General features: G+C 73.0%; 11 protein-coding genes and 2 pseudogenes. 5 read left to right on the top strand and 8 right to left on the bottom strand.

Features of this window, described 5'->3' with window-relative positions; all coding sequences use genetic code 11:
• Window positions 1–188: 188 nt before the first annotated feature.
• Window positions 189–335 (top strand): annotated as a pseudogene (locus tag ACZ6RC_RS23020) (transposase family protein); the annotation flags it as partial.
• A 68-nt stretch (window positions 336–403) separates the two neighbouring features.
• Here the strand turns inward: ACZ6RC_RS23020 and ACZ6RC_RS23015 are convergent.
• The 4 genes and pseudogenes from ACZ6RC_RS23015 to ACZ6RC_RS23000 form a co-directional block, all read right to left on the bottom strand.
• Window positions 404–943 carry an SMI1/KNR4 family protein gene (locus tag ACZ6RC_RS23015; RefSeq protein ID WP_469586749.1) on the bottom strand — a complete coding sequence of 180 codons (540 nt, stop codon included), beginning with the start codon at window positions 941–943 and terminating at the stop codon, window positions 404–406.
• 464 nt (window positions 944–1407) lie between these two features.
• The gene (locus ACZ6RC_RS23010) at window positions 1408–2223 is read right to left on the bottom strand and encodes a DUF2382 domain-containing protein (RefSeq protein WP_469586232.1); all 816 of its coding nucleotides are present in this window, start codon (window positions 2221–2223) and stop codon (window positions 1408–1410) included.
• 262 nt (window positions 2224–2485) lie between these two features.
• Window positions 2486–3334, bottom strand: a pseudogene (locus ACZ6RC_RS23005) (SWIM zinc finger family protein); the annotation flags it as partial.
• Complete coding sequence (locus tag ACZ6RC_RS23000; protein ID WP_469586229.1) at window positions 3331–6474, bottom strand: SNF2-related protein; 3144 nt, start codon at window positions 6472–6474, stop codon at window positions 3331–3333. The gene ACZ6RC_RS23000 and the pseudogene ACZ6RC_RS23005, both read right to left, overlap by 4 nt.
• Window positions 6475–6774: 300 nt before the next feature.
• On the opposite strand from ACZ6RC_RS23000, the gene ACZ6RC_RS22995 reads away from it, so the two are divergent.
• From ACZ6RC_RS22995 to ACZ6RC_RS22985, 3 genes are all read left to right on the top strand, one after another.
• A complete protein-coding gene (locus ACZ6RC_RS22995) occupies window positions 6775–7947 on the top strand; it encodes a fatty acid desaturase family protein (RefSeq protein WP_469586226.1) in 1173 nt (390 codons plus the stop codon).
• Window positions 7948–7992: 45 nt separating this feature from the next.
• On the top strand, window positions 7993–8175 hold the full coding sequence (locus ACZ6RC_RS22990) for a hypothetical protein (protein ID WP_391133551.1): 183 nt from the start codon (window positions 7993–7995) through the stop codon (window positions 8173–8175).
• A gap of 76 nt (window positions 8176–8251) precedes the next feature.
• Window positions 8252–8812 carry an MOSC domain-containing protein gene (locus ACZ6RC_RS22985; RefSeq protein ID WP_469586223.1) on the top strand — a complete coding sequence of 187 codons (561 nt, stop codon included), beginning with the start codon at window positions 8252–8254 and terminating at the stop codon, window positions 8810–8812.
• 199 nt (window positions 8813–9011) lie between these two features.
• On the opposite strand, the gene ACZ6RC_RS22980 is transcribed toward ACZ6RC_RS22985, so the two are convergent.
• The 4 genes from ACZ6RC_RS22980 to ACZ6RC_RS22965 form a co-directional block, all read right to left on the bottom strand.
• Complete coding sequence (locus ACZ6RC_RS22980) at window positions 9012–10415, bottom strand: tannase/feruloyl esterase family alpha/beta hydrolase (RefSeq protein WP_469586220.1); 1404 nt, start codon at window positions 10413–10415, stop codon at window positions 9012–9014.
• A 409-nt stretch (window positions 10416–10824) separates the two neighbouring features.
• A complete protein-coding gene (locus ACZ6RC_RS22975; protein ID WP_469586217.1) occupies window positions 10825–11772 on the bottom strand; it encodes a hypothetical protein in 948 nt (315 codons plus the stop codon).
• A gap of 265 nt (window positions 11773–12037) precedes the next feature.
• Window positions 12038–12319, bottom strand: a complete 282-nt coding sequence (locus ACZ6RC_RS22970; protein WP_391135860.1) for a hypothetical protein — start codon at window positions 12317–12319, stop codon at window positions 12038–12040.
• A gap of 150 nt (window positions 12320–12469) precedes the next feature.
• Window positions 12470–13069 carry a class I SAM-dependent methyltransferase gene (locus ACZ6RC_RS22965; protein ID WP_469586214.1) on the bottom strand — a complete coding sequence of 200 codons (600 nt, stop codon included), beginning with the start codon at window positions 13067–13069 and terminating at the stop codon, window positions 12470–12472.
• A 163-nt stretch (window positions 13070–13232) separates the two neighbouring features.
• On the opposite strand from ACZ6RC_RS22965, the gene ACZ6RC_RS22960 reads away from it, so the two are divergent.
• Complete coding sequence (locus ACZ6RC_RS22960) at window positions 13233–14066, top strand: MHYT domain-containing protein (RefSeq protein WP_391133536.1); 834 nt, start codon at window positions 13233–13235, stop codon at window positions 14064–14066.
• Window positions 14067–14229 lie beyond the last annotated feature (163 nt).

Genomic DNA, 14229 nt, shown 5'->3' with positions numbered 1-14229 from the left:
CGTCAAATGGTTTCGTCTGCACCGGACCGACCACCTACGCATACGTGAGCTGCCTGGCCAGGAGGTGTTGTGGTGGGAACCGCGCCCAGATGGCCTTTCCGTCACAGCACGGACCGCAGCTCTCACCGTGGTCCGGTGTACACGGATGCGACCGGCACCGACGGCATGTGATCCGAACGAAACGGCCTAACCGAGCCCTGTCAACGGCACGAGCGCCGGTCGAACGAAGCATCGCGCGACTCAAGTCCTGGCAAATCCTTCGCCGGGCCCGCTGCAGCCCCAACCGGATGACCGTCATCGCCGCAGCCGCCCTCACCCTGGAACGTCAACGCTGATGCATCTCATTGCCGTTCCAGGGGGTGAGGACGGATTGGCAGTGGCCGTCATCCAGTTGGGAACCGTCTCACGACCAGACAAGTCGACCTTCGGCGAACCGACAGACCGGGTAACCTCCATCGGCGATCCTCGTCAGCATCTCCGCCACGGAGTCGAAATACTGGGCCATCGATTCGTACTCGCCTGTGACCGTGGGCTCACCCACGAACCATCTGCCGACGCGCCCGTCCCTCACATCGACGAACTTTCCCATCCAGCCGTCCTGGTCCGACAGGAACGGGATCCATTCATTACGCCAGAACGGATCGTCCGGCTGGTCCGGAGGGTCGAATCCGCAGGACGTGGAACGGTTCGCGTAGAACCTCTCCATCGCCCGGATGCCCAGAAAGAAGCTTCCCTCGTCTGGAAACCCGTCGAAGCCGCAACATTGCACTTCGTCGTCGACGTCTTCCTCCGGCAGATCCAGATTGTTCTGCGACAGCCACGTCCGCAGGTCCCCATGAAGGGAGATCCCCATCCGTTCCTCGGCTGCCACGAGCATCTCCTCCGTAGCGGGCCCCGGCAGATCCGCATGATCGGCCGGCGCGTGCTCCCGAAGAAGACTCATCACACGCGACCAACTCTCAGCCACACTCATCGCCCTCTGCTCTCTGCCCTCTCTACAGGGATGTCTCCGTCCGACTACCACTGCTGAGGTCGGGAAGTGCCGGCCGGAGAACCTTGCAGGGAGGGTACTTCGAGCATGCGTTCCATCCCTCCCCGCGATCACCTTCCGCCCCGAAGCGCCTTCACAGACAACCCACCGTGCCCGGCGGGCCCAGCCGAGGAGCTTCCAGGACTCAAGCGAGGCGACGGCGTCACCTGGAGTGGCGAAGCTGGAAACGCTCAGTGTTCGCCGCGGTGCTGGCGTGAAAGCCGGGCGGTGCCTCGCTCCGTCCTGTCCGCCACGCCTCCAACTGAGCCTTCAGGTCGGCACTCCTTTCGTCGGCGGCGCGGCGGCTCTGCGCGTCCGGCCGCTGCCCCGCGCCCCCACCCTGAAAGGGTGAGGGCGCGGGCTCCGCTCAACGGAGGTCAGCGCTCCCGCCTGTCGGGGTCTTCTTCGCCCTCGATGTCGATGTGCTCCTTGCGGACCTCGCCGACGACCGTCTCCTCCTCCGTGACCTCCTCAGGGCTGAGGCTGACCCGCTCGACCGGCACGGCCCGGGTCTCCACAACGGGCCGCTCCTCATGGAGGGTGACCTCGTGCTCGGCCTCGGAGATCTCGGGGCCCGACATGGCCTGGTCCCGGTTGGCGTCGGTGATGGGCTCGCGTACCACGCGGACCTCTTCGTGACGCACCGGGATCGTCTGCTGGACCTCCTCGGTGACCACGTACTTGCGCAGTCGTGCCCGGCCCACCTCACGGCGTTCGGTCCCGACGTGCATCTCCTCCTCGGAGCGGGTCATCGCCTCATCGCCCGGGCCGGACCTGTCCGTCTCGCCGCGCATCTCGTCGCCCGTGTCCCCGCTCATCCCCCCGTGAGCCCAACCGCCCTCACCCGGCTGATTGGCCCGCTGCCAGGCGTCGTCCCAGTTGATGCCGTAGTGCTGGTAGAGCCGCCGCTCCTCACCCTCGGACAGGTGGCCATCGGCGTCGACATCGATGTTCGGTGCGTCCTTGATCCTGTCCTTGGGGTACGGGACCTCCAGATGATCCTCGATCACGGCGGCATCCTTGATCGGGACGAAGGACTCACGGGAGCCGAACAGGCCGGTCTTGACGCTGACCCACTCCGGGAGACCGGTCGCGTCGTCGAGGAAGACGTGCTTGGCCTCACCGATCTTGTGCCCCTCGGCGTCGTACACCGGGTGGTCGAGCACGGCGGGGATCTGCTCTCGGGTGATCATGTTCCCTCCTGCTTCCTATCGGGGTCCCCCAGCGCCTAACCGATGCAAAGGGATGAAAACACCCAAACTGGGATCATTTACGCCTTTGCTGCGGCCACCCCACCTGGGGTTCGACTTCAAGCGCAAGGGGCGGGAGGCCGCCGGTAACCGAACGGACGGCGACCGCGTCCGGAGCGCTGCCGAGCCCTCGTCCGGAGCGCTGCGCACACCGCGAGGGCTACGGGGCGGGCGTGTACTGCACGACCGTCGTACCGCATTCCCCCTCGTGGGCCTGGGCGAGCGCCTCCGCCAGTATCCGGTGGGCTCGGGCGGCCGCGTCCGCCGCAAGGAACTTCAGCGCCGCCGGGGCGAGGCCGGGCTCCAGGCTCGTCTCCGGGTCCAGGGACGGCGGCTCGCCCGGCGCCGAGGGCAGGGCCGGGGGAGCGGGCAGCGGTGGCAGGATGTCCCGTGCGGCGAACGCCTCCCGCGCCGACACCCCCGCGACGACGGCCTCCCGCTCCACCGGCGAGGAGGACGCGGCTGACGCGGCCCGGGACGCGCTGCGCTCCTGCAGCTCCCCGAGGAGCGCCCGCTCCCCGCGCCCCCGCATCAGCAGCAGCACGAACGGGTCCTCGTCGAGCAGCCGCGCCATCTGATAGCAGAGCGCGGTCGTATGCGGACAGTGGTCCCAGGCCTCGCACCCGCACTCGGGGTCGAGATCACCGATGCCCGGCAGCAGTTCGAGCCCCGCGGCCGCCGCGTCCTCCACCAGGTGCGGCGGCATCTCGCGGTCGAGCAGGGCCGCGATGTGCCCGGCGCTGTCCACGGCCAGGTCGAGGAGCCGGTCCCACTCGTCCGGCGACAGCTCCCGCAGCAGCACATCGCTGCGGTACGCGGTGCCGTCACGGTCCTTCACGACGGCCGTGATCCTGCCGGGCCGTACCGACACCGCCCCCACCGCGCCCTCGCGCGCGTGCCGCCGCCCCCGCTTCAGCTGCTCGTTGTCGAGCGCGGTGTCCTCCAGTGCCTGCAGCCACGCCCGGCCCCACCAGGTCCGGGCGAAGGCCGCGCCGCGTGCGGCCGGCAGCACCGCGAAGGTCCGCTCCTCGCCCCGGTTCTCGTATCCGCTCATCGTCCGTGCCCTTCCGTGCGCAGCTCCACCAGGTCCGCCAGCTCGGCGTCGGTCAGCTCGGTGAGTGCGGCCTCGCCCCCCGATCCGAGCACGGCGTCGGCCAACGCCCGTTTGCGGACGAGCATGTCGGCGATCCGGTCTTCGATCGTGCCCTCCGCGATCAGCCGGTGGACCTGGACCGGCTGGGTCTGTCCGATGCGGTAGGCGCGGTCGGTGGCCTGCGCCTCCACGGCCGGGTTCCACCACCGGTCGTAGTGGACGACATGACCGGCCCTCGTCAGATTGAGCCCGGTGCCCGCCGCCTTCAGCGAGAGGAGGAAGACGGGCACCTCACCGTTCTGGAAGCCGGCGACCATCGCCTCGCGCTCGGCGATCGGGCTGCCGCCGTGCAGGAACCGCGTCGGCACGCCCCGCTCCGCCAGGTGCCGTTCGAGCAGCCGTGCCATCTGCACGTACTGGGTGAAGACCAGTACACCGGTGTCCTCCGCGAGGATCGTGTCGAGGAGTTCGTCGAGGAGGTCCAGCTTCCCCGACCGGCCCTCGATCAGGGGCCGCTCCTCCTTCAGATACTGGGCGGGGTGGTTGCAGATCTGCTTGAGGGAGGTGAGCAACTTCATCACGAGCCCGCGGCGCTCCATGCCGTCGGCCCCGGCGATCGCCGCCATGGTCTCGCGTACCACCGCCTCGTAAAGCCCGGCCTGCTCCTTCGTCAGGGAGACGGCACGGTCGGTCTCGGTCTTCGGCGGCAGCTCGGGCGCGATGCCCGGATCCGACTTGCGGCGGCGCAGCAGGAACGGCCGGATCAGGGCCGCGAGCCGGGCGGCAGCAGCCGGGTCCTCGCCGCCCTCGACGGCCGAGGCGTAGCGGGAGCGGAAGGTGCCGAGCCGGCCGAGGAGCCCCGGCGTCGTCCAGTCGAGGATGGCCCACAGCTCGGAGAGGTTGTTCTCGACCGGGGTGCCGGACAGGGCGACGCGCGCCTTAGCCTCCAGGGTACGGAGCTGACGGGCCGTGGCGGAGTACGGGTTCTTCACGTGCTGGGCCTCGTCCGCGACGACCATGCCCCACACCCGGCCGACGAGCGTGTCGGTGTCCAGCCGCATGGTGCCGTACGTGGTGAGGACGAACCCGTCCTCGGGCAGGTCCGCCAGATCGCGCGCCGTCCCGTGGAAGCGGCGTACGGGCGTACCCGGCGCGAACTTCTCGATCTCCCGCTGCCAGTTGCCCATCAGGGACGTCGGGCAGACCACGAGGGTCGGCCCGACGGTCGAGGGATCGGTCTGCCGGTGGAGGTGGAGCGCGATGACGGTGATCGTCTTTCCGAGGCCCATGTCGTCGGCGAGGCAGCCACCGAGGCCCAGCGAGGTCATGCGGTGCAGCCAGTCGAGCCCGCGGAGCTGGTAGTCGCGCAGCGTCGCGGCGAGGGCGGCCGGCTGGGCGATCTCCCGGGGCCCGCCTTCCGGGTCGGCGAGGCGGGCGCGCAACTGCTCCAGCCCGCCGGTCGCCTGGACCTCGACGCGCCGGCCGTCGACCTCGGCGGTGCCGGTGAGCGCGGCCCCGAGCGCGTCGACGGGGCTGAGCTCGCGGCCCATGGAGGCGCGGGCACGGCGCAGTTCGGCAGGGTCGATCAGCACCCACTGGTCCCGCAGCCGAACCAGGGGGCGGCCGGCTTCCGCGAGACGGTCCAGCTCCGCGCGGGTGAGTTCCTGGTCGCCCACGGCGAAACGCCAGTCGAAGGTGAAGAGGGAGTCGGCGGAGAGGAGCGAGGGCAGCGCGGAGGAACGTGCGACGTCGAAACCCGCCCCCGCCCCCGTCCCGGTGCCGGTGCCGGTGTCGGGTCTGGTGTCGTTGTCGGTGTCTGTGTGCGAGCCGGTTCCGTACGGCGTACGGTCCGCTCCCGGCACCCGTGTCGTGTCCGTCCCCGACCACTCGCCCCCGGGGCCGATCACCGCTCGCGCGGTGAGGCGGTGGGCCAGTTCGCGGGGCCAGTGGACGCGGACGCCGGTCGCCTGGAGCGCGTGTGCCGCCGGGCCGAGGAGCTCGGTGACCTCCTCGTCGGCCAGCTCCACCGCGTCCGGGACGGCCGCCGAGAGCAGCGGGGTCAGCGGGGCCCAGGCGCGGGCCGCGCGGCGCAGGGCGAGCAGCGCGTCCATCCGGGCGCGGGGCCCGAACGCCGCCCCGGTCGGGCCGGCCCCGGCCCACACCTCGGCCGCGTCCGCCACCAGCGTGGGGTCGGTGGCACTGTGCATCTGCAGGACGGCCCGGAAGGCGGGCGCCTCCAGGTCGGTGAGCCCCGGCAGTTCGACGCGCAGGGAGAGACACACCCCGGCCTCGTGACCTATGGCCCCGCCCGCCGCCGAGGCCCCCTGTCCGGGCAGCGCCTGCGGTTCGTCGGCGGCGAAGGCCGGGCCCCCAGCCGCGATCGGCACGGCCGGCGTGCGCGACAGCCCGTCCACGACCGCGTCGACGAACTCCCGCAGCAGCAGCTCCGGTTCGGGAAGGAGCGGATCGCCGTCGGAGCCCGCTTCCGGGAGCGGTACGGCGTGGGCGGACGGCGGCATGGAGGCCGCGAGCGTCCGCAGCGCGGCGAGCTCCTCGGGGCCGAGCGGCCCCGCACGCCAGGCGTCCCGGTCGCTACCGGTCAGGCCGGGCAGGAGCAGCCCCCGCGCCACCCACTCCAGGGCGAGAAGGGTGGCGGCGCCCCAGAACGCGGACGCGGACGACGCCGTCCCGGAGAAGCGGGCGCGGGTGAGGAGCGGCAGGGCGTCCCGTACGGGAAGAACCGACGCGGCCACGGTCCGCGGACGGAGGTCGTCGGCCACCACGGTCAGGTCCGCCGCCGCGGTCGTATCCGCCGTTACGGGGGCGGGTGCGGTCGCCGTCGCGTGCGTCGGTCCGGCGGCGGGCCCGGGGGCCGCCTCGCCGGGGACCTCTCCGCCCGGCTCCCGGCCTTCCCGTGCACCTCCCTCGCGTGTGGCTACATCGGGTGCGGGGTCGTCGAGTGCGGAGAACTCGGGCAAGGAGAGCTCGGGTGCGGTGAGCTCGGGTGCGTAGAAGGCGATGCGGCCGGTTCGGGGCGGGTCGGAGGGCAGGAAGACGGCGGAGCGGCGGGCGAGATCATCGGGTGCTGACGACAGCGACAACGCATTCCTCAAATTTGACTAGCGGGGGCCGAGCGGTCGAGGGTACCCGAAGTGGAGGTCCGCCGTGCGGGAGAGCCCGGTGACCTGCGTCACGCGTGGCGGCGCCGGCCCGGCGTCGCGCACAGCAGCCCGATGTGCCTTCGGGGGGCGGGGGTGGAGCCAGCCCCACCCTCGTCCCCGGGGCACCCCCCGGAGGCCCCGGGGGATGCCGTCATGGCCGTGGGCGATCCCCGATCCGTAGGTTCGAAGGAGCCGGGCGGACCGCGCCCGGGCCCCCGCCCACGGACCCCGGAGACCGCCATGCCCCAGGCCACCGCCACGCTCACGGCGCCCGATCGGAGCGCAGCCCCGGCCACCGATCCCGACTCGGGCACCGAACCCGCCTCGGCGACCGAAGCAGCTCCGGCGGCCGAACCCGCCTCGGCCAGCGCCCCCGGAACCGGTGCCAGAAGCGCCGGCAGTGACTTCGCCCCGCTGCTGCGCACCGTCAGGGGGCAGGGCCTGCTCGAGCGCAGGCCCGGCTGGTACGCCCGGGGCATCGCGGTCAATCTCCTCGGCCTCGCCGCCGTGGTGACCGGCCTGTTCCTGATCGGCCCCTCCTGGTGGGCGCTCCTCCTCGCCGTACCCCTGGCCTTGCTCTCCGCCCGGATCGCCTTCGTGGGACATGACGCGGGGCACGCACAGATCACCGCCGACCGCCGCCTGGGCCGGCTGATCCAGCTCGTCCATGCCGACCTGCTGCTCGGCATGAGCCAGGAGTGGTGGAACGACAAGCACAACCGTCACCACGCCAACCCCAACCACCTCGACAAGGACCCGGACGTCGCCGCCGACATCCTCGTCTTCGCCCAGCACCAGACCGAGGGCCGCGCGGGTCTGCGCGGTTGGCTCACCCGCCACCAGGCCTGGCTGTTCTTCCCGCTGACCACCCTGGAGGGCATCGCCCTCAAGGTGTACGGATTCCAGGCGCTGTTCTCCCAGGACGGACCCTTCAGGACGCGGCGCGAACGGCTCGTCGAAGGCGCCCTGCTCCTCGCCCACGTCATCGGCTACGCGGCCCTGCTGCTCTCCACCCTCACCCTCGGCCAGGCGCTGCTCTTCGCCCTGATCCACCAGATGCTCCTCGGCCTCCACCTGGGCCTGGCCTTCGCCCCCAACCACAAGGGCATGGAGATGCCCGACGCCCACCCGGACGGCGACAGCTGGGGCCATCTGCGCCGCCAGGTGCTCACCTCCCGCAACATCCGGGGCGGCGCCCTCACCGACTGGTTCCTCGGCGGACTCAACTACCAGATCGAGCACCACCTCTTCCCGAGCATGCCGCGGCCGCATCTCCGGCTCGCCCAGCCCGCCGTGCGTGCCCACTGCCGCACACTGGGTATCCCCTACACGGAGACGGGATTCGTCGAGTCCTACCGGCAGGCGCTCGGCCACCTGCACGAGGTCGGCGAGCCGCTCCGTACGGCGGCCTGAGCGCTCACGCGCGGCGGCCACGACTGAAGAGACGGGACGACGATCATGACGACACGTACGAAGGTAGTGATCGGGGGAGTGGCCGTGGGCCTGCTCCTGATGCCCCTCATCGGGTTCTGGATGTCGCTCCTCGTGGTCCTCGGCGTCCCCGCCGTGGCCTATCTGGCGCTCGACCCGGGCCAGCGGCGCCGGCTGCGCCGGATCTCCCGCAAGGAGCTGCGCCGCTGACCGTCCCTCCCGGGGGCACCCGTACGGGCCCGCATAGGGTCGGAGGCGATCAGCAGCCGGAGAGAGGGAGGCCACCATGGGCGCGAGCGACACGGTGGGCGGGACGGTCCTGACCGTCAGCAGCAACGGCGTGTACGCGTTCACCAAGCCGAACCGGGAGAGCGTCACCCTGCTCGCCGGCCTCGGCGTGGAGGGCGACGTCCATGCGGGCGTCACGGTCAAGCACCGCTCGCGGATGGCCAAGGACCCGACCGTGCCGAACCTGCGCCAGGTGCACCTGATCCACGCCGAACTCCTCGACGAGGTCGCCGGTTCCGGCTTCGACGTCCCGCCGGGCGCCCTCGGCGAGAACATCACCACCCGGGGGATCGACCTCCTCGGCCTGCCGACCGGCACCCGCCTCCGCCTCGGCGCCGAGGCCGTCGTGGAGGTCACCGGCCTGCGCAATCCGTGCGCCCAGATCGACGGCTACCGGCACGGGTTGCTCAAGCAGGTGCTCGGCCGCGACGAGGAGGGGCGCCTCATCCGCAAGGCCGGGATCATGGCCGTCGTCCTGACCGGTGGGGTGGTCCGGCCCGGCGACCCGATCGCCGTCGAGCTGCCGGCCGGGCCGCACCGCCCTCTGGAGAAGGTCTGAGTCCTCGCTCCGCCGGTCGGTCCGATCGCCCTGGAGAACGTCTGAGTCCCGGCTCCGGCTGTGGGTCCGTACTGCCCTGGAGAGGTCTGAGCCCCGGCTCGCCGCTCGGCCCGTACCGCCCCCCGGCGGAGACTGAAGCCTCGGCTTCCCCCCACCCCCCGGGGCCGGACTGCCTGCCCCCTGCAGAACGTCGGAAGCCTCAGCTCCGCCCGCCGAGCCCATCCGGCGCGCAGGAGTTGACGACGTCGCCCGACGCCGGCCGGGCGACCGTCCGGTCCGCGGGTGGCGCCACGTCCCGTTCGACCCAGCGCCGCAGCGCCGCGAACGCCGAGCGGTAGCAGGGCAGGATCGGCCGCAGCTGGCCCGGGTGCGTGTCGTAGAGGCCGTCGGTGTGGGTGCCGTCCTCGATCGTGTAGAAGCGGTGCGAACCGCCCCGGCCCCGGTCGTCGATCATCCGCGCGTAGACCTCCGAGTCGGTCGCGATCGGCAGCAGCGCGTCGAGATCGCCGTGCAGGGTGATCAGCGGCTTGCCGATCCGGCCCGTCAGCGCGATCCCCGCGACCGCCCGGTGGACCGAACGCGGCCGTGCGGCGTAGTCGTAGGCGGCGTCGGAGGCGCACGGCGCGAGGATCTCCTCGACGGTCGTACCGGCCGTCCCGCCCGGGCAGTGCGGATCGTACGTCGGGTCGAACTCGGCCCGGAAGATCTTCTGGGTCAGCCCCCAGTACGCCTTCTCGTGGTACGGCCACAGGAAGCGGGAGCCGGGCGCGAACCCCGCGTCGACGAGGTCGTCGTCGGAGGCGCGGCCGAAGGAGCGGGCCACGGTCACGGGCAGGGTGGTCAGCAGGTTCGGCCCGCGGGCGGTCCAGAGCACGCCCTCCCAGTCCAGCCCTCCGTCGTACAGCTCGGGGTGGTTCTCCAGCTGCCAGCGGGTCAGATAGCCGGCGTTCGAGATACCCGTGATGTACGTGTGCTCGGGGGCGCGGCCGTACCGCTGCCGGACGGCCTTCCCGGCGGCCTTGGTCAGCTCGGTCACCCGGTGGTTCCACTCGGCGACCGCGTCGCCCGGTTTCCGCCCGTCGGTGAAGAAGTCCGGCCCGGTGTTGCCCTTGTCGGTGGCGGCGTAGGCGAAGCCCTGGGCGAGGACGTGGTCGGAGATCAGCGCGTCGGTGGAGTACTGACGGCGGGTGCCGGGCGCACCGGTGACGACCAGGCCGCCGTTCCAGCGGGCGGGCAGCCGGATCACGAACTGGGAGTCGTGCGCCCAGCCGTGGGTGGCGTTGAGCCGGGAGTCGTCGGGGAAGTAGCCGTCGATCTGGATGCCGGGGACGCCGGAGGGGTTCACGGTGCCCTTCGCGGCGAGGCCGGCCTGGTCGGCCGTGTCGGTGTACGGCGTACCCGCCAGGCCGGCCGTGGTCAGGTCCGGCAGGCAGGCGGTCTCCTGGTGGGCGGCGCCGGGCACCTTGAGCCGGTCCTGGTGGGCGCAGGCGGCGAGCGGGACGGCGGGGGAGCCGGTGTCGGCGCCGGCGGGCGCGGCGGGTCCGACGGCGGTCACCCCCACCAGGAGCGCGGCGAGCAGCGGGACGCCTCGGATCGGGCGCATGGACGGCCTCCGGTGGGACGACGGGAACGGGGTGCGCCGCCACATCGTGCGGGGGGCCGACAGAGCGGGCCATGGGTCCGGACCACACCTCGGGCCACGAGGTCGTGTGGTTCTGGCGGGCATCGCGCCGCCCGAGGGTTCGCGGCCCGCTTCGACGACCTGCCGGCCGAGCCGATCCGGCGGTTCTGGCTGTGCGGGGGGCCACGCGCCCGCGGCCCGCTTCGACGACCTGCCGGCCGAGCCGATCCGGCGGGTCCGGCTGTGCGGGGGCCACGCGCTCGCGGCCCTGCCGCCCGATCCGCCAGGTCACCATCCGGCTACGCCTGCTCCCGCCCCTCCCCACGCACCTGACCATCGGCAGAGGCGAACCCGGCTGATCTCTGCCCAGGTTCCCCGGTCGGTCCGTGCGTCAGGAAGGACGTACCGCCATCGCGTCCAGGGCCTCTAGGAGACCCGGCAGCTCGGGGCCGCGGGTGACCGGAAGGACCTCGCGCGGTGCGTCGTCCAGCAGGACGAAGGCCATGTCGTCCGTGCGGGCGACCAGCGACCAGCCGGGCCCGTCGGCGCGCAGCATCCGCGCCCCGCCGGTCGCGAAGCTCGACCGCACCCGGCCCACCGGCGGCGGGTCCGTCACATAGCCGCGCAGCTCGGCGAGGGCGCGCCGGACACCGGTGGAGGGGCCCGCGGGCGCGTCGGCGTTCCCGCCCTCGGCGCCGCCCGTCGGCGCCTCCCGGTCGGCTGCCACGCCACCCGTCACCGCGCCGCCGTCCGTCCCTCCGCCGTCTATTTCCCCGCGCTCCGTCTCCCCGCGCTCCGTCTTCCCGGTTTCCGCTTCGTCCGCTTCGTCCGCGTCGTCCATCTGGTCACGCCAGGCCGCCCACTGCAGAGCCACCTCGTCGGCGCCGAGACGGCGCTGGGCCGGGCCCCAGACCTCGGCGGACGGCGGGGTCAGGGGGGCGCGGTCGCCCTCCTCCGGCTCCGGGTCGTGCGGCGCGGGCAGATCGGGCGCGGCGGTGGCCACGGCGAGCGGCCAGCCGGGGAGCGCGGCCACGACCGAGCGCTCGTCGGGCGAGAGGTCGTACGCCATCCCGCAGTCCCAGGAGGCGATCGCGACCGCGACCAGCGACACGTCATCGACCACCACGGTCCACCGGGCGCCTTCGCCGTCCTGGCCGAGCACGAGCCCGTACCCCTCGGCGTACGGCTCCAGGCCCAGCGCCGCGCACGCCGCCGGGTAGTCGTCGCCGAGCACGCTGGGGAACCGGGCGGGCGTGAGCAGCACCGCCGTCAATACGTACAGCGCGTCGTCGTCGGTGCCGTCGACGGTGTCGCCGGCGGCAGGGTCCGTAACGGCCACGGCAGCCTCCCCATCTGGTCGTCGGCGCACCTTAACCAGTGGGTAACCCACACGTCGAGGGTCTCCGGGGAACCTCACGGGCGAGGAGACGGGCGACGGCGGGGTGCCGGGGTGGTCCGTCAGCGGGGACGGGTGGGCAACTGCGGGGCGAGGGGCGGGCGCTCGCGCGACGAGGGGCGGGCCGTCGCGCGGCGGGGGGCGGGCGACGGCAGGGCGAGGGGCGGTCCGTCGCGCGGCGCGGGGCCGGCGCTCGCGCGGGGGCCGGTCAGCGGTCCGGCAGCCCGAGGAGCGCACGGGCCACGGTCTGCGGGGACTCGTCCCGCTCCCGGGCGAGCGCGATCACCGCCCGGCAGGCCAGTTCGTTGACGCCGAAGGAGAGCGCCTCGGGCGAGACCCAGCCCGACGCCTCCTCGGCCCGCCGCGGATCGTCCTCGACGCAGCCGACGACGTATTCGGAGGCGGCCTCGAAGACGTTGTGCCGCCGCCCGTGCGCGGGAGTGGGCGCCGGCGGGTGCGGGGTCTGTGCCGCCCGGCGGGCGGCGGGCAGGATGCCGCGAAGAATCGCGGATATACGGGCCACGGCCTGCCGCCTTCCTCCGGGCAGGGCTGCCCGGAACCTCCACCGTAGCCACCACGGCGCAGGCGCAGAAGGGCGCCGCTTCCGGCCGCCCCGGCCCCCGGGCCGTCTCGGGGGCGGTCATCCCTCCCGTACGGCGAGCGCCAGGTAGCGGTCGTCCCGGTCCACGTACTCGGTGAGCCGCCAGCCGGCGCCGGCGAGGAGCGGACGGAGGTTCGGCTCGGCGCGCAGGTCGTCCTCCGTGATCCGCCGTCCGTGGCGGGCCGCGAGGGCGGCCCGGCCGATCGGGTGGAAGAGGGCGAGGCGGCCGCCGGCGCGCACGACACGGGCCAGCTCCGCCAGGTCCTCGGCAGGACGCGCCAGATGGGAGATCAGGCCGGCTCCGAAGACCGCGTCGAGCGCCCCGTCGCGCAGCGGCAGCCGGGCCACGTCCGTGAGCAGCAGCGCCGCCGCGCCGTCGCGCCCCGCTCGGACCGCCTCGGCGAGCATCTCGGGGGTCAGGTCCGCCCCCAGGACCGTTCCCGCGGCGCCGACCGCCTGGCGCAGCGCGGGGAGCGCCCGGCCGGTGCCGCAGCCCGCGTCGAGCACGGTGTCGCCCGGGCGCAGGCGGAGGTCGGCGACGGCGGAGGCGTAGGCGGGCCCGTCGTCGGGGAACCGGGAGTCCCAGCCGGCGGCGCGGCTGCCGAAGAATTCCTGGACACGCGTGGGGTCGTCGCTCATGCGTCCATGATCCCCCACGGGCGCGTTCAGTCCCAGGGGTGAACGTCCTGCGCGCACGTTCGACCGCGGCACGATCGTTCTGGAACATCTCGTTGTCATATTCCATCAGGTTTCGAAATGCGCCCCTGATGCGCCCCGTTCTGCGCACTAGCGTCCCTGGGTCATGGGACACCTGGACCACGCCACCTTCGGCTGGCTGACCCCCGTGCTGTCGTACGCGATGGCCTGCACCGGCGCCGCCCTCGGGCTGCGCTGCACCGTACGAGCGCTCGACGCCACCGGCCGGTCGCGGCGCAACTGGCTGCTCACCGCCGCGTCCGCGATCGGCACCGGCATCTGGACGATGCACTTCGTCGCGATGCTCGGCTTCGGCGCCACCGGCACCGACATCCGCTACGACGTGCCGCTGACCATCCTCAGCCTGCTGATCGCCATGGCCGTCGTCGGTGTCGGCGTCTTCGCCGTCGGCTACGGCCGCGACCGGATCCGCTCCCTCCTCGTCGGCGGACTCACCACCGGCGTGGGCGTCGCGAGCATGCACTACATGGGCATGGCGGCGCTGCGACTGCATGGACAAGTGCGGTACGACCCGTTGCTCGTCGCGCTCTCCGTCGGCATCGCCGTCGTCGCCGCGACGGCGGCGCTGTGGGCGGCCCTCCACATCCACGCACCGGCGGCGGTCGCGGTCGCGTCGCTGGTCATGGGCGCGGCGGTCAGCAGCATGCACTACACCGGGATGTTTGCCGTCGAGGTCGAGGTCACCCCCTCGGCGGCCGCCCTCCCGGGGGCGTCGGCGATGCAGTTCATCTTCCCTCTCGCGGTCGGCCTCGGCTCCTACCTCTTCATCACCTCGGCCTTCGTGGCGCTCTCCCCGACCGCCCGGGAACGCGCCGCGTACGCCTCGGCGGAACGCCTCGCCGAACCCGACGAGCGGGGCGCCGACACGGCGGCCCCCCTCCACCACGACCCGCCGGCCCCCGCCGGGACCCGGGCCTGACACGCCGGCCTGACACCCGGGCCGGAACCAGCGGCACTCCGCACGCCGGGCGCACCCCCCGGCACGCCCCCGCACTACCGAGCGCCCGGCGCACACCCCGCACCACGTAACGCACCGCGCACGACCCACCGCACGCCGGGGGCGCCGTCGCCTACCGCACCCC

The sequence above is a fragment of the Streptomyces sp. NPDC048353 genome, from assembly GCF_055587165.1.
Note: the sequence above shows the minus strand (reverse complement) of the source record. Positions and strands in the feature narration are given on the sequence as shown.